Source organism: Delftia tsuruhatensis (assembly GCF_903815225.1).
Classification (GTDB): domain Bacteria; phylum Pseudomonadota; class Gammaproteobacteria; order Burkholderiales; family Burkholderiaceae_C; genus Comamonas; species Comamonas tsuruhatensis_A.
Genome location: NZ_LR813084.1, coordinates 5,789,602 through 5,815,413 on the forward strand (window position 1 = coordinate 5,789,602; position 25,812 = coordinate 5,815,413).

24 protein-coding genes are annotated in these 25,812 nt (G+C 63.8%); 19 read left to right on the plus strand and 5 right to left on the minus strand.

Going from position 1 to position 25,812, the window contains the following annotated elements; genetic code table 11:
* The first annotated feature begins 19 nt into the window (after positions 1 to 19).
* The 12 genes from L1Z78_RS26380 to L1Z78_RS26435 all read left to right on the plus strand — a co-directional run bounded on the left by L1Z78_RS26380 (position 20) and on the right by L1Z78_RS26435 (position 11,475).
* A complete protein-coding gene (locus L1Z78_RS26380; RefSeq protein WP_234639279.1) occupies positions 20 to 4,963 on the plus strand; it encodes an RHS repeat-associated core domain-containing protein in 4,944 nt (1,647 codons plus the stop codon).
* Position 4,964: 1 nt separating this feature from the next.
* On the plus strand, positions 4,965 to 5,423 hold the full coding sequence (locus tag L1Z78_RS26385; protein WP_234639280.1) for a hypothetical protein: 459 nt from the start codon (positions 4,965 to 4,967) through the stop codon (positions 5,421 to 5,423).
* Between the two features lie 191 nt (positions 5,424 to 5,614).
* Positions 5,615 to 6,397: an RHS repeat-associated core domain-containing protein gene (locus tag L1Z78_RS26390; RefSeq protein WP_234639281.1), complete on the plus strand. Its 783-nt coding sequence runs from the start codon at positions 5,615 to 5,617 to the stop codon at positions 6,395 to 6,397.
* 201 nt (positions 6,398 to 6,598) lie between these two features.
* Complete coding sequence (locus L1Z78_RS26395) at positions 6,599 to 7,015, plus strand: hypothetical protein (protein ID WP_234639282.1); 417 nt, start codon at positions 6,599 to 6,601, stop codon at positions 7,013 to 7,015.
* A 118-nt stretch (positions 7,016 to 7,133) separates the two neighbouring features.
* Positions 7,134 to 7,349, plus strand: a complete 216-nt coding sequence (locus tag L1Z78_RS26400) for an RHS domain-containing protein (protein WP_234639283.1) — start codon at positions 7,134 to 7,136, stop codon at positions 7,347 to 7,349.
* 78 nt (positions 7,350 to 7,427) lie between these two features.
* Positions 7,428 to 7,763: a hypothetical protein gene (locus tag L1Z78_RS26405; RefSeq protein ID WP_234639284.1), complete on the plus strand. Its 336-nt coding sequence runs from the start codon at positions 7,428 to 7,430 to the stop codon at positions 7,761 to 7,763.
* Positions 7,764 to 7,784: 21 nt separating this feature from the next.
* Positions 7,785 to 8,138 (plus strand): Imm45 family immunity protein, encoded by a 354-nt coding sequence (imm45, locus tag L1Z78_RS26410; RefSeq protein ID WP_234639285.1) that lies wholly within the window; start codon positions 7,785 to 7,787, stop codon positions 8,136 to 8,138.
* A 186-nt stretch (positions 8,139 to 8,324) separates the two neighbouring features.
* Positions 8,325 to 9,077 carry a hypothetical protein gene (locus L1Z78_RS26415; protein ID WP_234639286.1) on the plus strand — a complete coding sequence of 251 codons (753 nt, stop codon included), beginning with the start codon at positions 8,325 to 8,327 and terminating at the stop codon, positions 9,075 to 9,077.
* 124 nt (positions 9,078 to 9,201) lie between these two features.
* The gene (locus tag L1Z78_RS26420; protein ID WP_234639287.1) at positions 9,202 to 9,615 is read left to right on the plus strand and encodes an SMI1/KNR4 family protein; all 414 of its coding nucleotides are present in this window, start codon (positions 9,202 to 9,204) and stop codon (positions 9,613 to 9,615) included.
* A gap of 96 nt (positions 9,616 to 9,711) precedes the next feature.
* Positions 9,712 to 10,218: a hypothetical protein gene (locus L1Z78_RS26425; RefSeq protein WP_234639288.1), complete on the plus strand. Its 507-nt coding sequence runs from the start codon at positions 9,712 to 9,714 to the stop codon at positions 10,216 to 10,218.
* 129 nt (positions 10,219 to 10,347) lie between these two features.
* Positions 10,348 to 10,965: a hypothetical protein gene (locus tag L1Z78_RS26430; RefSeq protein WP_234639289.1), complete on the plus strand. Its 618-nt coding sequence runs from the start codon at positions 10,348 to 10,350 to the stop codon at positions 10,963 to 10,965.
* A 75-nt stretch (positions 10,966 to 11,040) separates the two neighbouring features.
* The gene (locus tag L1Z78_RS26435; protein WP_234639290.1) at positions 11,041 to 11,475 is read left to right on the plus strand and encodes a hypothetical protein; all 435 of its coding nucleotides are present in this window, start codon (positions 11,041 to 11,043) and stop codon (positions 11,473 to 11,475) included.
* Between the two features lie 71 nt (positions 11,476 to 11,546).
* On the opposite strand, the gene L1Z78_RS26440 is transcribed toward L1Z78_RS26435, so the two are convergent.
* Positions 11,547 to 12,611: an asparaginase gene (locus L1Z78_RS26440; protein ID WP_234639291.1), complete on the minus strand. Its 1,065-nt coding sequence runs from the start codon at positions 12,609 to 12,611 to the stop codon at positions 11,547 to 11,549.
* 119 nt (positions 12,612 to 12,730) lie between these two features.
* Positions 12,731 to 13,240, minus strand: a complete 510-nt coding sequence (locus tag L1Z78_RS26445) for a glutathione peroxidase (protein ID WP_234639292.1) — start codon at positions 13,238 to 13,240, stop codon at positions 12,731 to 12,733.
* Between the two features lie 235 nt (positions 13,241 to 13,475).
* On the opposite strand from L1Z78_RS26445, the gene L1Z78_RS26450 reads away from it, so the two are divergent.
* Positions 13,476 to 14,036 carry a ferritin-like domain-containing protein gene (locus L1Z78_RS26450; RefSeq protein ID WP_234639293.1) on the plus strand — a complete coding sequence of 187 codons (561 nt, stop codon included), beginning with the start codon at positions 13,476 to 13,478 and terminating at the stop codon, positions 14,034 to 14,036.
* 164 nt (positions 14,037 to 14,200) lie between these two features.
* Positions 14,201 to 16,684: a transglycosylase domain-containing protein gene (locus tag L1Z78_RS26455; RefSeq protein WP_234639294.1), complete on the plus strand. Its 2,484-nt coding sequence runs from the start codon at positions 14,201 to 14,203 to the stop codon at positions 16,682 to 16,684.
* A 541-nt stretch (positions 16,685 to 17,225) separates the two neighbouring features.
* On the opposite strand, the gene L1Z78_RS26460 is transcribed toward L1Z78_RS26455, so the two are convergent.
* A complete protein-coding gene (locus L1Z78_RS26460; protein WP_234639295.1) occupies positions 17,226 to 18,005 on the minus strand; it encodes a tyrosine-protein phosphatase in 780 nt (259 codons plus the stop codon).
* Between the two features lie 115 nt (positions 18,006 to 18,120).
* The gene (locus tag L1Z78_RS26465) at positions 18,121 to 21,036 is read right to left on the minus strand and encodes a DNA topoisomerase III (RefSeq protein ID WP_234639296.1); all 2,916 of its coding nucleotides are present in this window, start codon (positions 21,034 to 21,036) and stop codon (positions 18,121 to 18,123) included.
* Positions 21,037 to 21,163: 127 nt separating this feature from the next.
* Here L1Z78_RS26465 and L1Z78_RS26470 point away from each other — a divergent pair, with 127 nt between their 5' ends.
* From L1Z78_RS26470 to L1Z78_RS26480, 3 genes are read left to right on the plus strand one after another with little or no spacing between them, the layout of a single operon-like run.
* The gene (locus tag L1Z78_RS26470; protein ID WP_234639297.1) at positions 21,164 to 21,790 is read left to right on the plus strand and encodes an SET domain-containing protein; all 627 of its coding nucleotides are present in this window, start codon (positions 21,164 to 21,166) and stop codon (positions 21,788 to 21,790) included.
* Entirely contained in the window at positions 21,787 to 22,617 is an 831-nt protein-coding gene (locus tag L1Z78_RS26475) for a biotin--[acetyl-CoA-carboxylase] ligase (RefSeq protein WP_234639298.1), read from the plus strand. Before L1Z78_RS26470 ends, L1Z78_RS26475 begins: the two co-directional genes overlap by 4 nt.
* A gap of 39 nt (positions 22,618 to 22,656) precedes the next feature.
* Complete coding sequence (locus tag L1Z78_RS26480; RefSeq protein ID WP_234639299.1) at positions 22,657 to 23,364, plus strand: SPOR domain-containing protein; 708 nt, start codon at positions 22,657 to 22,659, stop codon at positions 23,362 to 23,364.
* A gap of 9 nt (positions 23,365 to 23,373) precedes the next feature.
* Here L1Z78_RS26480 and L1Z78_RS26485 read toward each other — a convergent pair whose 3' ends face one another.
* A complete protein-coding gene (locus tag L1Z78_RS26485; protein WP_234639300.1) occupies positions 23,374 to 24,111 on the minus strand; it encodes an IclR family transcriptional regulator in 738 nt (245 codons plus the stop codon).
* Between the two features lie 102 nt (positions 24,112 to 24,213).
* Here L1Z78_RS26485 and L1Z78_RS26490 point away from each other — a divergent pair, with 102 nt between their 5' ends.
* Positions 24,214 to 25,383, plus strand: coding sequence for a thiolase domain-containing protein (locus tag L1Z78_RS26490; protein WP_234639301.1), 1,170 nt, complete (start codon positions 24,214 to 24,216; stop codon positions 25,381 to 25,383).
* 7 nt (positions 25,384 to 25,390) lie between these two features.
* Complete coding sequence (locus L1Z78_RS26495) at positions 25,391 to 25,801, plus strand: Zn-ribbon domain-containing OB-fold protein (protein ID WP_234639302.1); 411 nt, start codon at positions 25,391 to 25,393, stop codon at positions 25,799 to 25,801.
* Positions 25,802 to 25,812 lie beyond the last annotated feature (11 nt).

The window sequence follows — 25,812 nt, forward strand, 5'->3', positions numbered from 1 at the left end:
CGACCCCCAGCACCACGCCATGCCCGGATCTCCCGCAGCACGACTTCACGACCCCATCGCGCACAGCAACGCGCACGCCAAGTTCTGGGCCAAGGTGGCCGGAGGCGTCATCGGCGGCATGGTGGCGGGCGCGGTGGCCTGCCTGGCCGTGAGCGCCGTTGTCGTCACGGGAGGCATGGCCCTGCCGCTGATCGCGGTGGCCGGTACCACCTTGCTCACCACGGGCGGCGCCGTCTCCCTTATCGCGGGAAGCATCGGAAGCACCATCGGGTCCAAACTGGTGGACAAATACATGCCGGACACCTACACGGTGACCGGCAAGATACAGACCGCCTCCCCCAACGTCTTCGTCAACAGCAAGTCCACGGGCGCGGCCCGCGCCTCGGCCGCGCTGCCCGTCGATGAAGTCACCTGCTCCAGGGACTCGCCCCTCATCCTGATCGCCGAAGGCTCGGAAACCGTCTTCGTCAACCAGGTGAACTTCGCGCGCAAGGGCGATGCGGTGGAATGCGGCGCCACCATCTTCGACGGCTCGCCCGACGTCTTCGTGGGCGACCCCAAGGCACGCCTGCGCAAGGTCGCCGACGAAGTGCCCCTGATCTCGCGCATGGCCGGCACCGTGCTGGGCCTGGTCGTCGGCGGCCTGGGCATCCGCGCCCTGCTCAAGGCGCCGGGCACCCTGGCCTCCAAGCTGCCCTGCCTGGGCAGCATGCTGCTGGGCACGGGCATAGGCATGGTCATCGGCGCCATCGGCGGCCCCGTGCACGCGGCCACGGGCGCCAAGATCCTCAGCGGCGACCTGGACACCGACTTCGAGCTGCCCGGCCCGCTGCCCCTGCGCTGGCGGCGCTTCTACAACAGCATGGACACCCGTGGCGACACCGGCCACGGCCCCGGCTGGGGCGGGGAATACTTCGTGCGGCTGGACATCGCCGCGGACGGCAGCGCCTGCTACACCGACGAGCAGGGCCGCCCCGTTCCATGGGAGCCGCTGGAGCCCGGCCATGCCCAGGAAAACATCGCCGAAGGCTACAAGCTCATCCGCGCCGAAGACGGCCAATACGTGGTCGAAGGCGCAGACGGCCTGTACCGCCTGTTCGAGCCGCAGCAGCCCGCGACCGCGGGCCAGATGCCCGAAGCGCCCAGCACCTGGCGCCTGGCGCGCGTGCAGGACGCCAACGGCAACCACATCAGCCTGCAATACCGCCACGACGGACTGCTGGACGGCATCACCGACAGCACCGGACGCCGGCTGCAACTGAGCTACACGCAGGCACCGGCCGAGGCACAGGCCAGCGGCGCGGGCACCCCCCACAACGCCCGCATCGCGCAGATCGACATCGCCACCGTCGCCCCCGGCGAAACCCCCGGCACACTGGTGCGCTACCAGTACGACAGCCAAGGCCGCCTGAGCGCCGTGCTCGACGCCGAAGGCCGCAGCGTGCGCGGCTTCGCCTACGACGCCGCGGGCCTGATGACCGAGCACCGCAACGCCGCCGGCCTGAGCAGCCACTACGAATGGGCCCCGTTCGCCGACCACCCCCGCGTGGTGCGGCAATGGAACAGCGCCGGCCATGAGTGGCGCATCAGCTACCGCCTGCCAGCCCCAGACAGCCAGGCGGCGCCCGCCGAAGCCGGCAATGCCGATACCGATGCCGATACCGATGCCATGGCCCGGGCAGGAGGCCACACCCAGGCCACCGACCACCTGGGCCGCAGCTACGAATGGCAATGGGACCGGGCCTACAACATCACCCTCGCCACCGGCCCCCAAGGCCAGCGCCTGGCGCAGGAATGGAATGCGCTGCGCCAGCTGCTGGCCTCCACCGACGCCCTGGGCCGGCGCACCACCTATGCCTACGACCCCCACGGCAACCTGGCGCAGCAGACCGACCCGCTGGGGCGCGTCACCCGCACCACCTGGCTGGGCCTGTGGGCGCTGCCCATCGTGCAACTGCTGCCCGACGGCAGCCGGCTGTCCTGGCGCTACGACCGCCTCGGCAACCTGCTGGCCCACACCGGGGCCGACGGCGGCACCACCGAATACCTCAACGACAACCGGGGCCTGCCCGTGCGCATCACCGATGCCAGAGGAGGCACCGCCGAGCTGCGCTGGAGCGCGCGGGCACAGCTCATCCAGTACACCGACTGCTCGGGCCGCACCACCACCCATGACTGGGACGGCCGTGGCCACCCTGCGCGCAGCGTCGATGCGCTGGGCCAGATCACCGGCCTGCGCCATGACGCGCAAGGGCGGTTGCGCACCCTGAACCTGCCCGACAACTCGCACCACAGCTTTGACTGGGACGCCGCCGGGCAACTGGTGCGCAGCAGCGACGCCCTGGGCCGCACCACCGCCTACGCCTACAACGCCTACGGCCAGCTCACCGCCCACGAAGACGCCGAAAGCCGCCAGGTCCTGTTCACCTACGACGGCGCCCACCGCCTGTCCAGCCTCATCAACGAAAACGGCGAAGCCTTCCGCTTCGCCTATGACGACGCCGACCGGCTGGTACAGGAAACCCGCGTGGGCGGCCAGCGCGTCACCGTCGAATACGACGCCACCGGCTGGCCCGTGGCCGTCACGCACTGGCCCGCCATGGGCGATGAACTGCTGGTCGGCGACGGCACGGCCGGCGCCGGCCAGACCCCGGAAATCCCCGGCTGGGGCGGCCAGGTGGACGGCGCCGCCGACACCAGCGGCCCCCAGCCCCGGCGCACCGAACTGCTGCGCGACGCCGTGGGCCGCCTCATCGAAAAGCGCACGGCCAGCCACCACACCCACTACCGCTACGACGTGCTGGACCAGCTGCTGTCGGCCACCAGACTGCAAGTGCAGGCCGACGGCAGCCTCAAACCCCTGCACACCAGCGCCTTCCAGTACGACCTGGCCGGCAACGTCATCACCGAAACGGCAACCGACGAAACCACCGGGACCAGCCACCAGCTGCGCCACAGCCACGACGCCCTGGGCAACCGCACCCAGACCATCCTGCCCGGACTGCCCGCAAGCCCGGGCATGGAACGCGCGCTCAACTACCTGCACTGCGGCTCCGGCCACCTGCACCAGATCAACTACAGCCAGCGCGACACCAGCGTGCCCGACGCCCTGGCCGTGCACCAGCTCATCAGCGACATCGAGCGCGACGCGCTGCACCGCGAAACCCTGCGCACCCAGGGCGGTGCGCGCACACGCTACGCACTCGACCCCCTGGGCCGGCGCACAGGGGCCTGGAGCAAATCGGCCGGCATCGTCCACCAGCCCTACGGCAGCGGTGACGCGCCATGGCAAAAGGCCTTGCAGTCGGCGGGCACGCCCCAGCAAAGCACGCTGGACGGCCTCATGAAGGCCTACGCCTACGACAAGGTCGGGGAACTGCGGCAGACCCGCCACAGCCTGCGCGGCGACACGACCCACCGCTACGACGCCACGGGCCGCGTGGAGCAAAGCACCCGCCAGCCCTTCGCAGGCATGGCCCAGGCAGGCCCCGCCGCCCACAGCGAACACTTCGAATACGACCCCGCGGGCAACATCCTGGACAACCAGGCCCAGGCCCTGCTGCGCAGCCGCACCCAGCACCTGCAGGCCGGCTACGTGCGCGACAACCTGGTGCGCGTATTCGAAGACAAGCGCTACTACTACGACGGCCACGGCCGCCTGATCCGCAAGCTCAGCGGCAGGCACACCGACCAGCGCTTTGCCTGGGACGAGGACAACCAGCTCACCGAAGTCACCACCACGCGGCGCCCGGGCACCGAACACGCCAGCACCCAGACCGTGCGCTTCGACTACGACGCCATAGGCCGGCGCGTGGCCAAGCACGACCGCTTCGGCACCACGGTCTTCCTGTGGGAAGGCATGCGGCTGATCGAAGAGCGCCGGGGCGCCAGCACCATCAGCTACGTGTACGAGCCCGACAGCTACGTCCCGCTGGCACGGCTGGATGCGGACGGGGAGCCCACCGAGCAAGGCGGCCTGGGCACAACCGATGACCCACAGGCCACCGCTCCGGCGGCAACCGCAGAAGCCCCGGCATCCGAGCCCACCGACCTCGAACGCCGCTACTGGGCCTCACTGAACGCCGAGGCGCAACAGCGCGCCCAGGAACTGCAGGTAGAAGGCTGGGCCACCGCCACCCATGGGCCGGCAGGCAACGATGACGCCCGGCTGTGCAAGGTCTACTACTTCCACACGGACCAGGTGGGCATGCCCGAGGAGCTGAGCAACAGCCAGGGCCAGTTGGTCTGGCAGGCCAGCTACAGGACCTGGGGCAGCACGGTCACCGAGGAATGGGAGATCAAGGGCCTGGCAGGCCAGCGCCTGCACCCGCTGGACCAGGGCGACACGCCACAGTCCGAGACGGAGAAGCAGCAGAACCTGCGCTTCCAGGGCCAGTACCTGGACAGGGAGACGGGGCTGCACTACAACACGTTCCGGTACTACGATCCGGACGTGGGGCGGTTCATCTGCCCGGATCCGATCGGGTTGAATGGCGGGATTAATTTAGGGAGTTATTCGCCGAATCCGATTGCTTGGATTGATCCTTGGGGGTGGAATCCCACCTGTCGTATGACCGGGCAACGAGTCAATTCCGCGGGAAAACCCCTAAAATCCAGTGAACTACCAGTAGTAAAGCCAGGGACTAAAGGCTGGGATGACGCCGTTGCCTCCCTCAGAAAATCAGGGCGTGGGGATGTCCGCGTGGCCAATATGGCAGATGCAAGGGCGTTGATGAGGGATGCCGGGTTGCGAATGAATCGGCGAAAAATGTATGAATCGTCCCCGTATGAGAAAGGCTATGAGGTTCATCAGCCGCAACCCGGTAGAGGAAGAGACGGAACATATAGAAATTCTCGCGATCGCTGGCAGGAGGGTGAAGCAGATGTTGGTAACGATTTGCCGCATATTAAATGGAAAACTGATAATGGACGTAATCAAGGTCATATATTCATAGGGGGTTAAATTGAAGGAATTTGCTCCGGGCACCTTGGTCGATGGGGGAATTTCAAAAAGATTGTTGAAATTTCTTGTTTTCAAATTCTTTAAAAATGGAATAGTAAAGAAAAAATACTTCAACAATGGGAAATTAAAGGAAAAAAAAGATTTCTCCTTTAAAAGACCATTTTCTTTTGACAAAGGACTAATCATATCAACTAATTCATTTAATGATATTCTTCTGGATGATGAATACTATGTTTTGCGGCATTATAAATATAACGGCGATGCTGATCCTGTGTTTTGTGTTAGCAAGAAGGAATTGATTGATGTTATAAATAATATTACAGCCTTCTTTAATTATGAGTATTCATATATTTGGTGCAAAGATTTCAAATGGTGTATCTTTGTCATGGATGGATTCCGATACAGGAGTGACGGCTCAGAGGAAGTAGCGCTGAAGATCTACTACCCACTTTCAACGTGAACGCCGAGTGCACCGCGAAACCCTGCGCCTCCAAGGCAACGCACGCACACGCTACGCCCTAGACCCTCGGTGCGTGTCAAGATAGTTGTCGCCTCATTCATTGAGTTTTTTGGTCTTTAATCCCTTCCGTGTAGTGCTGAACAACACCATCGCGCTCAGGACTCAAGGTCACCGCGCCGATAGGCGTCCAGTTGCGAGTAGCGCCTGATGCGGACGGGGAGCCCACCGCGCAAGGTGGCCTGGGCACGACCGACGACCCACAGGCCACGGCGCCAGCGGCAACGACAGCACCCGAGCCCCCGGCCTCCGAGCCCACCGACCTCGAACGCCGCTACTGGGCCTCGCTGAACGCCGAGGCGCAACAACGCGCACAGGATCTGCGGATAGAAGGCTGGGCCACCGCCACCCATGGGCCGGCAGACAACGACGACGCCCGGCTGTGCAAGGTCTACTACTTCCACACGGACCAGGTGGGCATGCCCGAAGAGCTGAGCAACAGCCAGGGCCAGCTGGTCTGGCAGGCCAGCTACAAGACCTGGGGCAGCACGGTCACCGAAGAATGGGAGATCAAGGGCCTGGCGGGCCAGCGCCTGCACCCGCTGGACCAGGGCGACACGCCACAGTCCGAGACGGAGAAGCAGCAGAACCTGCGCTTCCAGGGCCAGTACCTGGACAGGGAGACGGGGCTGCACTACAACACATTCCGGTACTACGATCCGGACGTGGGGCGGTTCATCTGCCCGGATCCGATCGGGTTGGATGGCGGGATTAATTTAGGGAGTTATTCACCTAATCCGATTGCTTGGATTGATCCTTGGGGGCTGGCGTATTGCCCAAAATCGGATAGATATAGAAACGACAATACTGAAAGATACGAAAAAGGCCCATTCGCCAGGAAACCTTCTTCTATCCAAGATAGCTTTGCACTGGAGGCGAAAAAACGGGTGCGGGCAATAAAATTATGGACAATATGAAGAATCCCAGATACTCTGGCTGGAAAAAATGGGAGTCAAATCGGCTGATGCAAAGACTCTGTCGCTCACTATGTTCGCAATCCTAAAACTGGGAAAACAGCCGACTTCAAGTTTAAGAAAATGACTCCGAACAGCATCGGGGACTATGCAAAAAAAGTGGAGCCAAGTGTCTCTCCGGGAGAAAAACCTTAGGAGTAAGCCATGATTATAAAGGCAATAAGAAATTTCCTGGATGAAGCTTCTTTCCTGGAGAATAATCTAGTGAGATTTATGTCTTCCCCTGAAAATCAAAACATAGAAATAGGGCGAAAGTATATTGTCCAAGGCCTCGCCTTTTGGGAGGGGAAGGTTTTTTATTATATATATGAAAACAAAGACTCATTATATCCTGTTCCAGTGTATTCGGAATTCTTTCGCTTGATAGACGGAAGTATTTCCAAATATTGGAAGGCAACTTTTGATGAATCCAGCTTGAATGGCTCCAATTTCTATTTATTATTTCGTGAATGGTCTGAAAATTTGGGTATTTATGAAGATTTAATAAATGGAAATTTCTTTGCCATGGAGATATTCTCGAAATATAGAGGTCTTTTAGATATTGAAAACGATATCCATTGATTTCATGTTTGTTATTTATTAATTAATGGTCTAGATATTTTTATCTCTGAACCATAAATTCCGGCACAGAATGCCAGTAAACCGGCAGCCAGACCAAGCTGCGCAAGGACCAAGTGGCATGCCCGAGGAGCTGAGCAACAGCCAGGGCCGGCTGGTCTGGCAGGCCAGCTACAGGACCTGGGGCAGCACGGTCACCGAAGAATGGGAGAGATGGAGGAATGAACTCAGAAATTCACGCATCCAATCCACAGCCGCCGAGGAAGGCGAGAACCGACAACGGAATAGCCCCGCCATAAAAACAGGAAACGATCTGCGGTTGCCGGAGTATATTTAGCTTCCCCCAGGTAGAGAAGACTGACAGAAGACCGCAGCATTGCAAGATCGCAAGCGTTGACTCCATCCAGGCAAACATATGCAAGATCATCTTATTTGGCCGTCAATCAATGACATCTACCAGTCCTCCAAAAACATCACATGGAGAAAACAGGTTCTTGAAAGCTCTATCGTCATTTTCAGATTTCTACATGAAAACAACCTGCTGCTTGTGAATCCCTTTGATGAGAACGGAAATGTTCTCATGGACCTTTCACTGATGAGATCGGATGTCACTGATATCGGCGACGAGATGTTCAGCAAGACAATACCGAATTGGCAAAAGGCCAGGGACAGAGATGGAAATCTGAAAAACCTCTCCATTCTGGAAAATGGCCTGAAAAACATCAAAGAATCCAGGCAGACACACGGATAAACCAGCAAGGCACAACATCAGATGCTAAAGCCTTTGGGGAAATTAACAGAATACAGCCATGACCTTGCCACAGGCAATGTACTCAGGTGCAAGGCATTGCCTCCAGATGAGGAACTTTTTGATTTCATCGTCGTGCAAATCCTGCAAGACGATGGAAGAGCAGTTGCACTCCTGGTGTGCTCTGGCTACAAGGCTGGATACTTGTATACCTGGCTGCCCAAAGAATCCTCACCCCAAGAAAAAGAGGGATTTGTTTTATCTTCTGAATGGCTGAAGGCCAATTGGCAAAATGGGGGTATTTCGAATGCGACCTGGAGGATGTCCATGTCTTTGAAAACCACCCACCTCAAGAAATACATATCTAAAACCATATGAGCATCGATATGCGATATTACTGAGGCGAGGCACCTCAGATCTATCTGAAAGGTCCATGGAAATCGCCTGGCGAAAAGCATCTATTCACTGAATTCAATGCCTAGCAGGCCTCGTGCAGAACAGAAAGACAATCAAAAAATATCAAACGATGGTATAAGAATACCGCAGGGAACACGGAGGCGACAAATGCATGTCAATTACCATCTCTACGATGTAAAAGTATCCAGCCCCATGGAGATTTATAGAAATTTCCAGGAAATGGAGACAGCCACAGGTTTGAAATCAAAGTACTTTGACTACTTGTATTCATTGCCTCAAGGAAAGGCCGATCATCCCGGTGATTTCAGCTCCAGATCCATCAGCAGAATCAAGCTTGAGAAGGGCCTGGCAACTGGGGACATATCTTCATTCAACATGTCGAATGAAGAAGATCTAGGATCTGAAAATATTTATGCCATGTATTACAACAGCAGGGATCATGGCGGCCTTTCCACTGTAACACTGCACTTCCCCGAAAGAACCTTCAACAACAAGCTGGAACTCGTGGCGGAAAGATTTATAGGAATCCTGTCACCCTCCTATGGATTCAGATGCTGCACAGGAGATGCTGCCAAAGGGGTCTCCTATCATTTGTCATCGACAATTTTCAAGAATGAAAGAGGGAATTTTTCGGCATATATTTCAGGGACTGAAGTCATCAGGAGCCCCAGAATGATCTATCCGATAAACTACTTCTCCGAGAACCAGCTGTCTCAGAAAGCAGGCGGCCTGCCGTTGAGAGATTTCATTTTCAACAGCTTTGGCAATGATATGCTGAAGAAGGTCGGCGGCTCCGTCTACAGGATGGATGTCGATGCGCAAGACCTGCCTAGAATCAATGATGTCTTTGGCGCCGCAGGGTTCTTGATATCCTGGATCGAGCCAAGGAAGAAGAAATGACTTCAAGGAGTTGATTTTGAAGCCTCAAGATATCTTCAACAAGAGACCTCAAGCTCTTGGCAATGTCGAAACGCTGATAGGGTCCAAGGAGTGCAATTATTCTCCGATCATCGAGTAATATTTCATGAAAGAAGATCTGCTGGATAGAGTTGCCGACTACCTATCACAATATCAATACTCCTTGCTACCCAACACCCCTGAGGATATCAAATCTGCTGAAGCCGCCCTTGGATTTTCCTTTGAAGAAAGCTACAAGCTGTTTTTGGAGAATTTTGGCGGATGCTATGCCGGAATATCCATATATGGAATGCACAACAACGAGCTGCTGGAAAAAACCAGCATCGCCGAACTGACCAACGATTTCAAGGCAGGCCGGTGGCCTATTCAAGGGAATTATTGTGTCATCTCCATGGATGGATCAGGCAACCCGATCTATACCACTGAATCAGGAAAAATATTCCTCTTCGACCATGACAATGGAAAAGAGGAACTCCTGTTTTCCAGCTTCGAAGAGATGCTGGAATTCCATCTTGGGTAATCCCCTGCGCCAGCCGGCAACAGAACACAGAAGGCTGGCGCGCAGCAATCGTTCAGGATCTCCCAGCATCCATCCCATGAAAGAGGAAAGGCGTATATGCTTGACATGATTCAGCACATGGACAGAATTGAGGAATCACTATCCAATCTGAGCAAGAAAAACAAGGGGAAATTCGGATCCTGGTGCGTGGACTTCATATTCCGTCAGCCGGACATCACACAGGGATTCGACAGTCTGGAATCTCGCGAAATGTTCGACTTCATTCAGTCTTCCATTGATTTCATCCGGTCATCGAAAGATGACCCCTTCATTTTGGAAGAATACATATCAAAGGCAGATAGAATGGGGCTGGAAGATATCATGGAAGGTGGTGACGAGCTATTGGGCGCGCTCAGCAGCATGCTTGTCGGCTATCAGATCGATGATGCCCAGTACATCGCCAACTGCGCTGAAAGGGCACTGAACTACATGGATCATGCAAAGGCCCCTCCATCGTCCTCCCAGGAAGAATATCAATCAAGCATGCTGGAACTGGCCGATGCTCAAGTCAGGATGCTGGACCTTCTCCAGCAAGGCGCCACCATATCCGGCATCAAGGAATGACGGAAGATGCAAAAGACATTAATGCAGGGGACATGCTCGAGGCCTGCGTGGAAGGCTGGACAGATCTGGAAGATCCTCAGCGGATGGCCATTTCACATCCTCGGTCGGAACATTTCCTCGACAACCCAGATGAAGATCACCCGCCTCATACATCAAGACCCTGACCACCACCACAGAAGAAGCGATGGTGTCGAACTGGTGAAGGTGCCGGGCCTCGGCACCGGCAAGGTGTACTTTTTCTGCGACGAACATGACTCCATCTGGGAGAGGCCCGAGGATATCGGCTCCGCCAGAGGCATTCAGACAAGGAAATCCATGCACATCGAGTCCGCGGGCCTCGCGGAAATCTGCCGCGCGGGATATGGCGGTCTTGTCGATCTTTTCAAGCAGTTCGACACCCATACCAAGCGGGCAGAGTATCTGCCCCTGAAAAGCGGGTCGGACACGATGGCATTTTTCAGCGGCATCCTGTCAGCGACACCGATCCTGTTCTGCAACATCCGGAATTTCCATGACGAGAGGCTCTACTACGCCGCCCTGGACGGAAGCTCTGTCTGGAGATTTCCGGAGGATGTCCACTCCCCGGTACGGGCCATGCAGGGCCATGGCCTTGGCATCGTGCCTGCGCCTGTGCTCTCCATCTTCGAGAGCCATCTTGTCGACCATGTTTTCGGCATCAGGGAATACCTGAAACTGAAGGGAAGAATCCATGCCACCCGATCCATGGAATTCACGCAGGAACGCTGATCGCATGATGCCGCCAAGCCCGCCTGTCCGGCGCCACGCCCTGGTCCGGGGTTCTGAAAGCCGGTGGAGCCCTGCATGAATTTTCAGGATATCGTGAAGCGGCATCGATGCCCGCTTGTCAACGGGATATTTCTTGCCGATGGCGAGGTCTTCCTTCTTGCCTATGCAACCCCCGAAAATGCGGGCATCCAGGTGCTGGGACGAACCCGGCTGGACAGGCTGGATACCGAAGACACCGGCACCATTGAATTCGATTATCTTGGGCAGGCCTGCCGTGGCGGCCATCAGCTCCGGTTTGGCGAAGGCAGCTTCGGCGCGGACGGCGTGGCCGGCCTCTTTCTGGAGGGTGAATTGCGCTGGTTCCTGTTCCTGGACAACTGCAACCCTTTTTGCAGCGCACGCCTCGATGGAGATGCCGCCGTGCTTCACAGCACGAGTGGCGCCATTTTTTCAGTGCCACTCGTCGCCCCGCAATGCCTGAGGCTCATCCAGGGGCCTGTGTTTTCCTGAGGTACAGGGCCGGCATCCAGCGACATGGACCGGCGGCCCCGCAGGCCCGCCGCCGCCGTGCCTGCCGTGGCTTAGCGGTCAAACACCGCCTGCAGGTTCTTTTGCCCGGTCACTCCCGCCTGCAGCGCCAGCATCAGCAGGATCCGCGCCTTGGGCGCACGCAGGTCGTCCGCCATGACGGCGCCGGCCTCGAACGAGGTCTTGCCACCGCCCTCGAAGCCATAGCTGGGCATGACGCGGCCGTTGTGCACGCGTGTGCTGACGACCACGGGCACGTTCTTGCCGATGGCGTACCTGGCGGCGTCCAGCATGGCAACGTTCATGTTGCCCATGCCCAGGGCGTCGATGACGATGCCCTTGACGCCCCGGTCCACCGCCTGGCGCACGGCCTGGCCGTTGGCGCCGCCGTACATGGGGAAGATTTCGACCTCGGGCATGGTCTGGGCCTGGATGGGCAGGTGCTGCCGGCGCGCGGGGACGGAGGCAAAGCGGACGCGGTCCGGGTAGACCTCGCCGAGGAAGCCGAACTCGCCCGAGCGGAAGGTTTCCACGTTGGCCGTGTGCGTCTTGGTGACGTAGCGCGCGGCGTTGATCTGGTTGTTCATGGCCAGCATGGCGCCCTTGTCGCGGGCCTGGGGGTCCACGGCGATGCGCACGGCATTGAGCAGGTTGCGCGGGCCGTCGAAGTCCGAGACCGAGGCATTGCGCTGCGCGCCTATGAGCACGACGGGCTTGGGCGACTGCACGGTCAGGTCCAGCCAGAAGGCGGTTTCCTCCAGCGTGTCCGTGCCATGCGAGACGATGGCGCCGGCCACTTCGGGCCGGGCCAGCGCCGCCTGCACGGCCTGGGTCAGCTGCACCCAGCGGGCCGGGTCCATGTAGTCGGAGGGCACGTTGGACAGGTTGTTGACCTGGATGCGCGCGTACGTGCCCACGTCGGGCACGGTGGCCAGCAGGTCGTCGCCCGAGATCGCGGGCACGGGCGCGTTCTTCACCGGGTCGATCTTCATGGCGATGGTGCCGCCCGTGGCAATGAACTGGACCACGGGCTTGTCCTGGGCGGCGGCGTCGAGGGCGATCATGGGCAGGGTGCAGGCGGTGAACAGGGCGAGGGCGGTGCGGCGGAAGGCTTTCACGGGCGTTGTCTCCTTGTTGTGGTGTCAAGGAGCATGCTAACCATGACGTGCGGCCGTCCCGCGCTGCCGGCCCTGCGTGAAACCCTGATGGACAGGCCCGATCAGCGCGTATCGGCGCGTCAGAGCGCCAGGGCGGCCTCGATGTCCGTGGACAGCTTGGCCGGCGCATCCTGAGGCGCATAGCGGCGGATGACCTGGCCGTCGCGGCCCACGAGGAATTTGGTGAAGTTCCACTTGATGGCCTTGGTGCCCAGCACGCCCGGCGCCTCGGCCGTGAGCCAGCGGTACAGCGGATGGGCGTTGGCGCCGTTGACGTCGATCTTGCCCATGAGCGGAAAGCGCACGCCGAAGTTCAGGTCGCAGAAGCTGGCGATTTCCGATTCGCTGCCTTTCTCCTGCGCACCGAACTGGTTGCAGGGAAAGCCCAGCACCACCAGGCCGCGCTCGCCGTACTGCTCGTGCAAGGCCTGCAGCCCCGCGTACTGCGGCGTGAAGCCGCAGGCGCTGGCGGTGTTGACGATGAGCAGCACCTTGCCGCGGTAGTCCGACAGGGGCACGGCCTGGCCCGTGATGGACGTGGCCTCGAAGTCGTAGGCCGAACGGGGTGCGTCGGTGGCGGTCTCGGTCATGCGTGGCTCCCTGGGGATGGAGGGACCATGGTAGCGCAGCCCCCGAGGGACAGGCGCTGACGCGCTGTTCAGGCACGGTGACGGGAGCTTGTCTCACAGACAGCCCGCGCCCGTGGCCGTACCTTGGAGGGCCTGGGCGGACCGCAGCCCGCCCCGTTGCCCGCTGGCTGGCACCGACAGGCCGAAAAGGCGCCTTGCCCGCCGTCGTTTCTTCTCCCACGATCAAGAGACCACTATGCCCCGCACTTCCATCGCACCCCAATCCACCTCCTCCAATGGCCACCTGGCCCTGGATCTCAAGGGCCTGGAGGCCGCCAAGCGCAGCCTGGACGATGGCGCCGTGACGCCCCATTTCGGTCCCTGGCGCGAAGACATCATCAAGCTGCTGAATGACTCCCTGGCCACGGAGCTGGTCTGCGTGATGCGCTACAAGCGCCACCATTTCACGGCCGTGGGCCTGGCCTCGCCGGCGATCGCCGACGAATTCCTGGTGCATGCCAACGAGGAGATGGCCCATGCCGACAAGCTGGCCCAGCGCATCGTGCAACTGGGCGGGGAGCCCGACTTCAACCCGCAGACCCTGGCCCAGCGCAGCCATGCCGACTACAACGGCGAGACCGACCTGAAGGCCATGATCCGCACCAACCTGATCGCCGAGCGCGTGGCCATCGAGGCCTACAGCCAGATGATCGACCTGATCGGCGACAAGGACCCGACCACGCGCCGGCTGATCGAGTCCATCCTGGAGCAGGAGCAGGAGCATGCGGACGAGCTGTCCGACTGGCTGGAAAAGTAAGGGCTTCCCGTCCGCGCCCGCCGCCCCGACAATACCGGGGTTTGGCCCATAGGAAAGGCACCCCGCGCAAGCGGGGTGCCGCTTTTTTGGGCATTCTCTCGGCTTCGCGGAATGGTCCCGCCTCTTTCGGCCCCGATGTCCCGGCATCGGGGCCGTCTTGCAACATGCGCTTTTCTTTCCATGATCTGAAGCTGCCCGAGGCCCTGCGCGCGGCCTGGCACAGACTGCTGGGCAGCCGCATCGGCCAGCGCGTGGCCGCCCTGCCCTGGTGGCGCCGCTGGCCCACGCGGCGCGAATGGCTGCTGTTCGCGGCCGCCCTGCCGCTGCTGTTCGCGCTGTATGTGCTGCTGCTGATTCCGTTCACGCCCGGCATCCGCGACATCCGCAAGGCCAAGCTGGAGCAGCCGGCCCAGGTCATGAGCGCCGACGGCAGGCAGATCGCGCTGTTCAAGCGCAGCAACCGGCAATGGGTGAAGCTCGACGAGATATCGCCCTCGGTGATCAAGGCGCTGATCGCCACGGAAGACCACCGCTTCTACGAACACCACGGCATGGACTGGCGCCGCACGCTGGGCTCGGTGGTCCATACGCTGCGTGGTGACCCGCAGGGCGGCTCGACCCTCACCCAGCAGCTGGCGCGCAACCTCTACCCCACCGAGATCGGCCGCGCGCCCACGCTCAACCGCAAGCTCAAGGAGGCGATCACGGCCTTCAAGATCGAGGCGCTCTATACCAAGGACGAGATCCTGGAGACCTATCTGAACACCGTGCCCTTCCTGTACAACGCCTTCGGCATCGAGATGGCGGCACGCACCTATTTCGACAAGCCGGCCGCGCGGCTGACGGTGCTGGAAAGCGCCACGCTGGTGGGCATGCTCAAGGGCACGAGCTACTACAACCCCGTGCTCAACCCCGACCGCGCGCTGTACCGCCGCAACACGGTGCTGTCGCAGATGGTCAAGCGCGGGGTGCTGCGGCAGGCCGAGTTCGACCAACTCGGCAAGCGCCCGATGCGCATCGATTTCGAGCGCCAGGAGGAGCCGCAGGGCATGGCCCCGCACTTCGCGCAGCAGCTGCGCAAGTGGCTGATCGACTGGGCCGACCGCAACGACTACAACATCTACACCGACGGCCTGGTGGTGCACACCACCATCGACTCGCGCCTGCAGACCTGGGCCAACCAGGCCGTGGCGCGCCAGACGCGCACGCTGCAGGGCGTGGCCAACGGCGCCTGGAGCCAGCGCGACGGCTGGAACGCCGCCAACCCGCTGGTACAGCAGCTGGTGCGCGAAAGCCCCGCCTGGCGCGCCGCGCGCAAGCAGGCGGCCGGCAAGGACAGGGAAAAGGCCAGCGAGGAGGACACGCTCAAGGCCCTGCTGGCCGACAAGGCCTTCATGCGGCAGCTGCGCGAGGACAAGACCCGCGTGCAGGCCGGCCTGGTGGCTCTGGACCCGCGCAGCTCCGAGGTGCTGGCCTGGGTGGGCAGCCGCGACTTCACGCAGGACGCCTACGACCATGTGCAGCAGGCGCGGCGCCAGCCGGGATCGACCTTCAAGCCCTTCGTCTATGGCGCGGCCCTGCAGCAGGGCGCCAGCCCCGACGACAAGCGTGTGGACGGCCCCGTGGAAATCAAGCTGCCCGGCGGCGAGGTCTGGCGCCCCACCGACGCCACGCCCCCCACGGGCCGCGAGATGACGCTGCGCGATGCGCTGGCCTATTCCAAGAACACCATCACGGCCGAGGTCATGCAGTCCGTGGGCCCCGCCCGCGTGGCGCGCCTGGCACGCGCCCTGGGTGTGCGCCAGAGCCCGCTGGACGAAGTTCCCGCCTTGGCCCTGGGCAGCAGCCCCGTTTCGCTGCTGGAAATGGTCAACGCCTATGCCAGCCTGGCCCATGGCGGCCGCTGGCTGCCCCCGATGATGGTCACGCGCATCGAGGACGCCGACGGCAAGGTTCTCGCCGAATTCAGCCCGCCCAAGCCCGAGCGCGCACTGGACGAAGAGCACGCCTACGCCCTGGTGGACATGCTGCGGGCCGTGGTGGACAAGGGCACCGGCATGGCCGTGCGCCAGCGCTACGGCATACACGCCGACGTGGCCGGCAAGACCGGCACCACGCAGGGCAATGCCGACGGCTGGTTCATCCTCATGCACCCCGGGATCGTCGCCGGCGCCTGGGCCGGCTTCAACGATGCGCGCATCACCCTGCGCAGCGACCGCTGGGGCCAGGGTTCGCGCAGCGCCCTGCCCATGGTGGGCGACTTCATGTCGCGCGCCCTGCGCAGCCCCGTCATCGACGCCAAGGCCCGCTTCGAACCGCCCGAGCAGAACCACTGGTGGTCCGACATGGTGGGCCGCCTGCGCGACCGCATGCAGGGCTGGTGGCCCGACCGCCAGCCCCCCCGCCCAGCCCGAGCCACCGGCCACGCCGGACCCCGCTGCGACCCCGGAACCCGCCCCCGAGCCCGAACAGCCCCTGGGCCCGGGCCTGTCACCCGGCGAGGAAATCATCGAAAGCACCCCGCCCTGCCCGCCCCCAACGTCCCCTCACCCAGGGCACGCTGGGCCCCACGGACCAGCGCGCAGTGCAGGAAGCCCACCCCGCCCTGCCCGGCGGCGAAGACGCCCCCGCAGGCACCGGCGTGGTGATCACGCCGATCCAGCCCTGAGCCTGCTGGCTGCTGGCTGCTGGCTGCTGGCTGCTGGCTGCTGGCTGTTCCCCAGCCTTCCCCCTTCTGCCCAACGCAGGTCGCCCGTAGCGAAGCGAAGGGTCGTGGGCAGTGCGGGGCGCGCTTCTTTGCCTACTTTCTTGCCGCGCGGCAAGAAAGTCGGTCGGCCGCCGGGCCGAAACCCGGCTCCTGACCGCCGCAAAGGCAAGCAGCAAAAATCAGTCCAGAAGATCAGCCCAGATCAGGCAAGAAAACAGGTCACCGCGAAGTCCGCGTATGACTCACATTGGCATCCACCGTCCCAAACACCGTCACCCCACTGGCACTGGACGCCTGGCTCCCCGCCACATCCCCAGGCACCCCGCCCGCGCAACCAGCAAGACCCACACTCAAGGCCACCAGCGCCATCGCGGCCAGCCCACGCATGCCGTACTTCATCGCAATCTCCTTGAACTCCGGCACAACAGGCCGGCACGGCCCATGTTAGCCGTGCCACCCCGCCGCACCGTGAGCGAAGGTCATCAGGCTTCGAGATAGAGCGCAGCCAGCCGCTCGCGCGCGGCGCTGTCGATGCCCAGCGCATCGCGCAGATACGCTTCCATCCCGCCGAAGTCGGCCCGCACCATGTCGGTGGCGGCCGCCAGGTAGGACGCCTGCACGCGCCACAGCACGTCCATCACCTCGGCCGGCATGGGGGCGAAGGTGGTGGCCGGGCGCTGGTAGAGCTGGTTGGTGAGCAGGTAGTCCTGCATCACGGTGTCCTCGTCCACGCCCAGGGCCGTCAGCAGCAGGGCGGCGGCCCAGCCCGTGCGATCCTTGCCGGCCGTGCAGTGAAAGACCAGTGGATCCTGGCTGTCCAGCAGCAGCTGGAACAGCTGGGCGAAACGCGGGGCGTAGTCGTGCACGAAGCTGCGGTAGGTGTCCTGCATCAGCTCCTCGGCATGGGCGGCCGTGAGGTCGTTGCCTGCTGCAATCAGGGCGCTGGCGCGCTGCACCACCGTGGGCTCCACGATGAGTGCATGGCGCGCAATGCCCGGCCACTCGTAGGCCAGGTGGGCGCTTTCCATCTTGCCCCGGAAGTCCGCGCTGCGCGCGAGCTTCAGGCCCTGCAGCACGCCCAGGTCCGCCAGGCTGAGGCCGGCCAGGTGGTCGGCGCGGAACAGCGTGCGCCAGCGCACGCGCCGGCCATCCAGGCCCGCATAGCCGCCGAGGTCGCGGAAGTTGGAGGCGCCGTCCAGGCGGATGGAGCGCGAGGGCTCCGGGGAGGAAGCAGCGGCGGCGGCCGCTGCCGGGGTAGGCATTTCGGTATCCATGCCCGCTAGATTAGCCCAAGCATGTGTTGCGCCCGTGTCAGGCCTGCGACCCGCTACGGCAAGGTGTGCAAGCGGATCGCAGGATCAGGTCGGGGCAGGCGCCTTACGCCAGATGCTTGCCGACGATGCCGGCCAGCTCGAACATGTTCACGCTGTCCTTGCCGAAGACGGGGCGCAGCTTGTCATCGGCGCGGATGACGCGCTTGTCCTTGGGGTCCTGCAGGTTCTGGGCCTTGACGTAGTCCCAGAGCTTCTTGACCACTTCGGTGCGCGCCACCGTGCCTTCGCCGATGACGGCGGCCAGGGCCGCGCTGGGCTGCAACGTGCCGGCCGCCGGCTTGCGCGCGGTCTTGGTGGCCGTCTTGGCAGCCGTCTTCGTGGCGGCCTTCTTGGCGGCGGGCGCCTTCTTGGCTGGCGCGCTCCTGGCGGCCGCCGTCTTGCGCGGCGGGTACTTGCTGTCGCGCTGCTCGAACTCGAAGTTGACCTTGCCGGCGGCACCGTCCCAGACCAGGAAGGCCTTGAAGCTGCGGCGCGTGCGGTTGGAGACGAACTTGTCCAGCAGGTCGGTCTTGCCGGTCTGCAGCAGCTTGTGCATCTGCTCGCGCTCTATGGGCTGCTGCAGGATGATCTGGCCGCTCTTGAAGTCGCAGCTGGGCGTGGCCTGGGCCAGCGTGGGCACGGCCTTGGCGCAGACGTAGTTGCTGCCGTGCTCGTAGACCGGCGCGCCGCACTTGGGACAGGGGCCCAGCGGCTGCTGGCTGGCGAAATCGACGAGTTCGCCCGTCTCCTCGGAGGCCGCGTCGTCGCCGAAGTCGAATTCCAGCTTGTAGTTGCCCGCTTCCTCATCGCGCACGATGGCGACCTCGGCCACGAAGGGCCAGCCCGCCTTGGAGCGGAAGCCCTCCAGCGGACCCAGGCGGCGATCGCGCAGCAGTTGCTCGGCCTCGGCCGTCTCGAAGGTGCGGCCTGCCGGCGACTTGGTGAAGGAGAAGCCGCAGCCCGCGCCCTGGCCGTCGCTGCCGGTGCAGCCGTAGCGGCGGTAGTTCTCCTTGACCACGCCGCCGCAGTTGGGGCAAGGCGTGGACAGGGTGGCGTAGTCGCCGGGCACGGTGTCGCGGTCGTACTCCTTGGCCTTCTTGACCAGCTTTTCCGTCATGGACTGGATCTGCTGCATGAAGGCATCGCGCGAGAGCTGGCCCTTTTCCATCTGCGCCAGCTTGTATTCCCACTCGCCCGTGAGGTCGGCGCGCGAGAGTTCCTCCACGCCCAGGCCGCGCAGCAGCGTCATGAGCTGGAAGGCCTTGGCCGTGGGGATCAGCTCGCGGCCTTCGCGCAGCATGTACTTCTCGGTCAGCAGGCCTTCGATGATGGCCGCGCGCGTGGCAGGCGTGCCCAGGCCCTTTTCCTGCATGGCCTCGCGCAATTCGTCGTCCTCGACCTGCTTGCCCGCGCTTTCCATGGCGCCCAGCAGCGTGGCTTCGGAGTAGCGCGCGGGCGGCTTGGTCTTGAGGCCCTTGGGATCGACCTGGCCGGCGCGCGGCTGCTCGCCGGGCTGCACGGCGACCAGGGGCTGGCCCTTGTCGCCATCCTTGCCGCCCTCGACCTCGTTGGCCGCTTCCTTGCCGTAGATGGCCAGCCAGCCCGGCTTGACCAGCACCTTGCCTTCGGTCTTGAAGCTGTGCTGTTCCACCTTGCTGATGCGCGTGGTGACCTGGTATTCGGCACTGGGGAAGAACACGGCCATGAAGCGGCGCACGACGAGGTCGTAGAGCTTTTGCTCGGCCTCGGACAGTCCGCTGGGCGCCTGCGTGGTCGGGATGATGGCAAAGTGGTCCGACACCTTGCTGTTGTCGAAGATGCGCTTGGTCGGGCGCACGTAGTGCTCGTCCAGCGCCTGCTGGGCGAACGGCGCCAAGTGGCGCATGCCGCTGGTGGCCAGCATGGCGAAGGTCTGCTGCGCCACGGGCAGGTAGTCCTCGGGCAGGGCGCGCGAGTCGGTACGCGGATAGGTCAGGGCCTTGTGGCGCTCGTACAGGCTTTGCGCCAGCGCCAGCGTGGTCTTGGCCGAGAAGCCGAACTTGCCGTTGGCCTCGCGCTGCAGGCTGGTCAGGTCGAACAGCAGCGGGCTGGCCTGGGAGGTGGGCTTGGATTCCTCGGTGACCTGGGCCGGCTTGCCGCGCACGGAATCGGCGATGGCCTGGGCATCGCGCTGGTTCCAGATGCGGTCCGCGCGCGCCTCGGCGTCCTCGCTCTTCTTCCATTGGGGGTCGAACCACTTGCCCAGGTACTGGCCGGCCTGCGCGTCGAAGGCGGCATGCACTTCCCAGTAGTCGCGGCTGACGAACTTGCGGATCTTTTCCTCGCGTTCCACCACCAGGGACAGCGTGGGCGTCTGCACGCGGCCCACGGTGGTCAGGAAGAAGCCGCCGTCGCGCGAGTTGAAGGCCGTCATGGCACGCGTGCCATTGATGCCCACCAGCCAGTCGGCCTCGGAGCGGCTGCGCGCGGCGCTGGCCAGGCCCTGCATCTGCGCGTCGCTGCGCAGGTTCTGGAAGCCGTCGCGGATGGCCTGGGGTGTCATGGACTGCAGCCACAGGCGCTTGACGGGCTTGCCCAGGCCCTTGCCGTCGGGCTTGGCGCCCGCAGCGTACTGCTCGATCAGACGGAAGATCAGCTCACCTTCGCGGCCCGCGTCGCATGCGTTGATGAGTTCGGTCACGTCCTTGCGCCTGGCCAGCTTGACCACGGCATTGAGCCGGCCCTTGGTCTTGTCCACGGGCTTGAGGTCGAAATACGGCGGAATCACCGGCAGGTTGGCAAAACTCCATTTGCCGCGCTTGACGTCGAATTCCTCGGGCGCCTGGATTTCCACCAGGTGGCCCACGGCGCTGGTCACGACGTAGTGCTCGCTCTCGAAATATTCATCGTGCTTGTCGAACTTGCCCGCCACAGGGGTCAGCGCGCGGACGATGTCCTGCGCGACCGAAGGCTTCTCAGCAATCACCAGGGTCTTTGTCATTGTGTGTGCTCGTCATTCACCGCAGGCCCTGCATGTCGTGGCCTGCGCTTCTACAATCCATGGCTCACGCGTGTACGTACGTGTACGCGCACGCGCATGTGTGCCCATTCAAGTTATCAGAGAAACCATGCCCCGCACAGCTTTGGCCCCATCGGGCGGCCGCCGCATCCAGACCCGCCGCTCGGGAGTCCATGGCAAGGGCGTGTTCGCCATGCAGGATCTTGCCGAAGGAGAAGTCCTCGTCGAGTACGTGGGGGAAATCATCAGCTGGCAGGAAGCCCAGGACCGGCATCCGCACGACCCCAGCCAGCCCAACCATACCTTCTACTTCCATGTGGACGAGGACCGCGTGATCGACGCCAACCACGGCGGCAATTCCTCGCGCTGGATCAACCACAGCTGCGCGCCCAACTGCTACACGGACGAGCGCGATGGCCGCATCTTCATCGTCGCGCTGCGCAACATCGCCGCCGGCGAGGAGCTGAGCTACGACTACGGCCTGATCATCGACGAGCCCTACACGAAAAAGCTCAAGGCCGAGTATCCCTGCTGGTGCGGCGCCGCCAGCTGCCGCGGCACGCTGCTTGCACCCAAGCGCGGCTGGCGCCCGCCCATGCCCGGCGACGTGCTGCCCGCCAGCGCGCCGCCTGCATCGGACCGGCCGGCGAAGGCGAAGCGGACAAAAAAGCCGCAGGCCAGCACGGGCAAGGCATCCACGAAGCCGCGCAGCCCCTCCGCAAAGGCCGGCGCATGATGGCATCGTCCCCCATCCACTGGCCCGCCGAATCCCTGTGGCAGGCCATCGAGCCGCGGCTGCCGGGCTTCTCGGTGGAGATCGTGCCCAGCATCGGCTCCACCAATACCGAACTGATGGCCCGTGCCCGCGATGGCCGCAACGAGCCCGTGCTGCTGGTGACCGAGCTGCAGACGGCCGGTCGTGGCCGGCTGGGCCGCGAGTGGACCAGCGGCGTGGGCGATTCGCTGACGTTCTCGCTGGGCATGCCGCTGGCGCCCGCCGACTGGTCGGGCCTGTCGCTGGCCGTCGGCCTGAGCGTGGCGCAAAGCCTGCAGCCGCAACTGCCCGCCCCGGGCTCGCAGCGCCCGCGCATCGGCCTCAAATGGCCCAACGACCTGTGGATCGACGGCGACCGCAAGCTCGGCGGCATCCTGATCGAGACCGCCAGCTTCGTCGGCAGCGCCCCGCATGCGCCCGGCACGCCGCGCTACGTGGTGGTAGGCATCGGCCTGAACATCCGCCCGCGCCCCGGCGAGGGCATGCGCACGCCCCCGGCCAGCCTGCTGGAGCTGGACGAGCGCCTGGACGCGCCGACCGCGCTGGCCTGCATCCTGCCGGCCCTGGTCTCCGATATCCAGGCCTTTGCCCGCCAGGGCTTCGCGCCGCTGGCCGAGCGCTTTGCCCAGCGCGACCTGCTGCGCGGGCGTGCCGTCAATCTCAGCGATGGCGAAAGCGGCACGGCCGAGGGCGTGGGCCCCGATGGCGCGCTGCTGGTGCGCACGGCCCGCGGCCTGCAGGCCATCACCAGTTCGGAAATCAGCGTGCGGCCGGCTGTTGTAGGCTAGCGCCAACGATGCACCGGGGCCCAGGGCCCCAGAAACGACATGCTGCGAATTGCCTTCCTGCTGCTGGTGCTGGCCAATGCCGGCTACTACCTCTGGGGCCACGGCCATCTGGAGGCCCTGGGCCTGGCTCCGGCCAGGCAAAGCGAGCCCGAGCGCCTGAACCAGCAGGTGCGCCCCGAGGCACTGGGTCTGCTGAGCGTGGACAACACGCCCGCCGCCAGCCCCGGCGGCGAGGCGCCTTCCACCGCCCCCCCCGCACCGACACCGGCATCCGCGCCGGCGCAAGCCGGGGGCCAGCCGACCATCTGCCTCGTGGCGACGGGCATCGAGGACCGCCATGCCGAGGCGCTGCGCCGGGGCCTCGTGGCCCAGGTGGCCAGCGACCAGTGGGACCTGAGCAGCACGCACCAGCCCGGCCGCTGGATGGTCTACATGGGCAAGTTCCCGGATGCCGAATTCCTGGAACGCAAGCGTGCCGAACTGCGCGCACGCAAGATCGACTTCGACCGCGCGGGTGGCGCGCTGGAGCCCGGCCTGTCGCTGGGGCGCTTCTCCACCGAGGAAGCGGCCACGCGCGAGCTGACCAATTTCGCCCGCCAGGGCGTGCGCACGGCCCGCGTGGTGCAGGAACGCCCCGACGTGACGCTCTACACGCTGCGCCTGCCCCAGGCCACGCCGGCGCTGCGCAGCCAGGTCGAGGCCATGGGCGGCAAGGCCTTCGAGGGCAAGCCGTTCAAGCCCTGCTGATCCGCAGGCTCAGTCCACGATGCCCGCGTAGGGCGAGATGCCGCCCAGGTCCTGCGTCAGGGCCTCGGCCTGGGCCCGTACCAGGGGCAGCAGGCGCCGCAGCACCTCGTCGGAGCAGCGGTACAGCGGGATGGCCAGGGAGACGGCGCCCAGCAGCCGCGTGCCGCGCGTGAACACCGGGCAGGCGATGGCCGCGCTTTCCGGGTCCCGTTCGCCCTGCGTGACCGCATAGCCCTGCCTGCGGATCTGCTCATAGGGCTCGCCCGGCAGCGCATCGTCCAGCGCCAGGATCAGGCGGCCCGCGGCGCCCCGGTCCAGCACGAACATCTCCCCTTCCAGCACATGGGTGCGCACGCTGCGCTGCGGCTGCACATGGTGCAGGCACACGCGCCGGTCGCCCTCGCGCACATACAGGCCCGCGCATTCCTCGGACTGCTGCACGAGCTGGCGCAGACGCGGCAGGGCGTAGTCGGCCAGCCGGAAGGACTGGCGGTACATCTCGGCCAGGGGCAGCACCCTGGGGCCGACCACATAGCGCCCATCCGGCAGGCGCTTGACGAAACCCGCGCCCATCAGTGAATCGAGCAGCCGCAGGATGGTGCTTTCGTAGAGCCCCGTGGCCGTCGCCAGCATGGCCAGCGTCTGCCCCTCGGGCGCGCGCTCGAAGGCCTGGAGCACGGCCAGCGCACGGTTCACGGCGGCCACGCCTTCCGCTTTTTCGGACTTGTCTGGTGCGCTGCGGGTCATGGGCAAAGGGTTTTCATGGATGACATCAAAACAGTGGGAAATTCTAATCCCCAGAAAAATAGAAATGTCTTCTATTTTTCAATCCTCCCTGGAGCGCACCGCATGGACATCCATGGCAAGGCCTACATCGTCGGCGCCTTCGAGCACCCGCTGCGCAAGGCGCCGCAGCTGTCGGTCGCGCAGTTGCATGCCGACGTGGCGCGCGGCGCCATCGCCGACGCGGGCCTCACGGCGGCCGATATCGATGGCTACTTCTGCTCCGCCGATGCGCCGGGGATGGGGCCGACCTCGATGGTCGAGTACCTGAACCTGCAGCCGCGCCACGTGGATTCGACCGACATCGGCGGCGCCTCCTACATCGCCCTGGTCAGCCATGCGGCCCAGGCCATCGCCCTGGGAAAGTGCGATGTGGCCCTGATCACGCTGGCGGGCCGCCCGCGCAGCGAGGGCATCGCCACGGGCACGGTGGCACGCGTACGCCACCCTTCCCAGCCCGACTTCCAGTGGGAGTACCCCTACGGCATTGCCAACGCCAGCGGCTATGCGCTGTGCGCACGGCGCCACATGCACGAGTACGGCACGACCAGCGAGCAGCTGGCCTGGGTGAAGGTGGCGGCCTCGCACCATGCCCAGCACAATCCCGACGCCATGCTGCGCAAGGTGGTGACGGTCCAGGAAGTGCTGGAGTCCCCGATGGTGGCCGACCCGCTGCACCGGCTGGACTGCTGCGTGGTCAGCGACGGTGGCGGCGCGCTGGTGGTCGCGCGGCCCGAGATCGCACGGCGCCTGGACCGCCCGCGCATCAAGATCCGTGGCGCGGGCGAGGCCGTCAAGCATGGCGCGGGCGGCCATGTGGTGCTGACCCATTCAGGCGCGCGCTGGTCGGGTGCCCAGGCCTTCGCCGAGGCCCGTGTCACGCCCGCCGACATCCAGTACGCCTCCATCTACGACAGCTTCACGATCACGGTGCTCATGCAGCTGGAGGACCTGGGCTTTTGCGCACCGGGCCGCGGCGGCGCCTTCGTCTCGGACGGCAACCTGATCTCCGGCGTGGGCCGCCTGCCCGTGAACACCGATGGCGGCGGCCTGTGCAACAACCACCCGGGCAACCGGGGCGGCATGACCAAGGTGATCGAGGCGGTGCGCCAGCTGCGCGGCGAGGCCCATCCCGCCGTCCAGGTCCCCGACTGCCGCCTGGCCCTGGCGCAGGGCACGGGCGGCATGCTGGCCACGCGCCATGGCAGCGCCACCCTGATCCTGGAAAGGGAGTGAATCCACCATGAGTGAACCCCGGCCTGCGGCGCTGCGCCCCGCCCCCATCCCCACGCCCGAGACGCAGCATTTCTGGGATGCGGCGCGCCAGGGCCTGTTCCTGGTGCCGCGCTGCCGCGATTGCGGGCTGGCCCACTGGTACCCCCGGGCAGCCTGTCCGTTTTGCTGGAGCCAGCACATCGACTGGAACCCTTCGCCGGGCCGGGGCACGGTGTACTCGTACACCGTGGTCCGCCAGGGCGGGGGAGAGCATCCGGTGGTGCTGGCCTTCGTCACGCTGGCCGAGGGCCCGACCATGCTGACCCACCTCGTGGCGCGCGCGCCGGAGCAATGGTCCATAGGCGATGCCGTGCAGTTGCGCCTGGAGCCCAGCGACGGCGACTACCCGGTGCCGGTCTTCGAGCCCCTGAGGTCCTGAGCCTGGCCCCG

Coding starts and splice junctions, on each gene's coding strand:
- L1Z78_RS26465 (WP_234639296.1), bottom strand. CDS start 21,036: ATGACAAAGACCCTGGTGATTGCTGAGAAGCCTTCGGTCGCGCAGGAC.
- L1Z78_RS26485 (WP_234639300.1), bottom strand. CDS start 24,111: ATGACCCGCAGCGCACCAGACAAGTCCGAAAAAGCGGAAGGCGTGGCC.
- L1Z78_RS26395 (WP_234639282.1), top strand. CDS start 6,599: ATGATTATAAAGGCAATAAGAAATTTCCTGGATGAAGCTTCTTTCCTG.
- L1Z78_RS26445 (WP_234639292.1), bottom strand. CDS start 13,240: ATGACCGAGACCGCCACCGACGCACCCCGTTCGGCCTACGACTTCGAG.
- imm45 (WP_234639285.1), top strand. CDS start 7,785: ATGCTAAAGCCTTTGGGGAAATTAACAGAATACAGCCATGACCTTGCC.
- L1Z78_RS26435 (WP_234639290.1), top strand. CDS start 11,041: ATGAATTTTCAGGATATCGTGAAGCGGCATCGATGCCCGCTTGTCAAC.
- L1Z78_RS26455 (WP_234639294.1), top strand. CDS start 14,201: ATGCGCTTTTCTTTCCATGATCTGAAGCTGCCCGAGGCCCTGCGCGCG.
- L1Z78_RS26415 (WP_234639286.1), top strand. CDS start 8,325: ATGCATGTCAATTACCATCTCTACGATGTAAAAGTATCCAGCCCCATG.
- L1Z78_RS26420 (WP_234639287.1), top strand. CDS start 9,202: ATGAAAGAAGATCTGCTGGATAGAGTTGCCGACTACCTATCACAATAT.
- L1Z78_RS26495 (WP_234639302.1), top strand. CDS start 25,391: ATGAGTGAACCCCGGCCTGCGGCGCTGCGCCCCGCCCCCATCCCCACG.
- L1Z78_RS26450 (WP_234639293.1), top strand. CDS start 13,476: ATGCCCCGCACTTCCATCGCACCCCAATCCACCTCCTCCAATGGCCAC.
- L1Z78_RS26380 (WP_234639279.1), top strand. CDS start 20: ATGCCCGGATCTCCCGCAGCACGACTTCACGACCCCATCGCGCACAGC.
- L1Z78_RS26475 (WP_234639298.1), top strand. CDS start 21,787: ATGATGGCATCGTCCCCCATCCACTGGCCCGCCGAATCCCTGTGGCAG.
- L1Z78_RS26480 (WP_234639299.1), top strand. CDS start 22,657: ATGCTGCGAATTGCCTTCCTGCTGCTGGTGCTGGCCAATGCCGGCTAC.
- L1Z78_RS26470 (WP_234639297.1), top strand. CDS start 21,164: ATGCCCCGCACAGCTTTGGCCCCATCGGGCGGCCGCCGCATCCAGACC.
- L1Z78_RS26490 (WP_234639301.1), top strand. CDS start 24,214: ATGGACATCCATGGCAAGGCCTACATCGTCGGCGCCTTCGAGCACCCG.
- L1Z78_RS26400 (WP_234639283.1), top strand. CDS start 7,134: ATGCCCGAGGAGCTGAGCAACAGCCAGGGCCGGCTGGTCTGGCAGGCC.
- L1Z78_RS26460 (WP_234639295.1), bottom strand. CDS start 18,005: ATGCCTACCCCGGCAGCGGCCGCCGCCGCTGCTTCCTCCCCGGAGCCC.
- L1Z78_RS26430 (WP_234639289.1), top strand. CDS start 10,348: ATGAAGATCACCCGCCTCATACATCAAGACCCTGACCACCACCACAGA.
- L1Z78_RS26425 (WP_234639288.1), top strand. CDS start 9,712: ATGCTTGACATGATTCAGCACATGGACAGAATTGAGGAATCACTATCC.
- L1Z78_RS26405 (WP_234639284.1), top strand. CDS start 7,428: ATGCAAGATCATCTTATTTGGCCGTCAATCAATGACATCTACCAGTCC.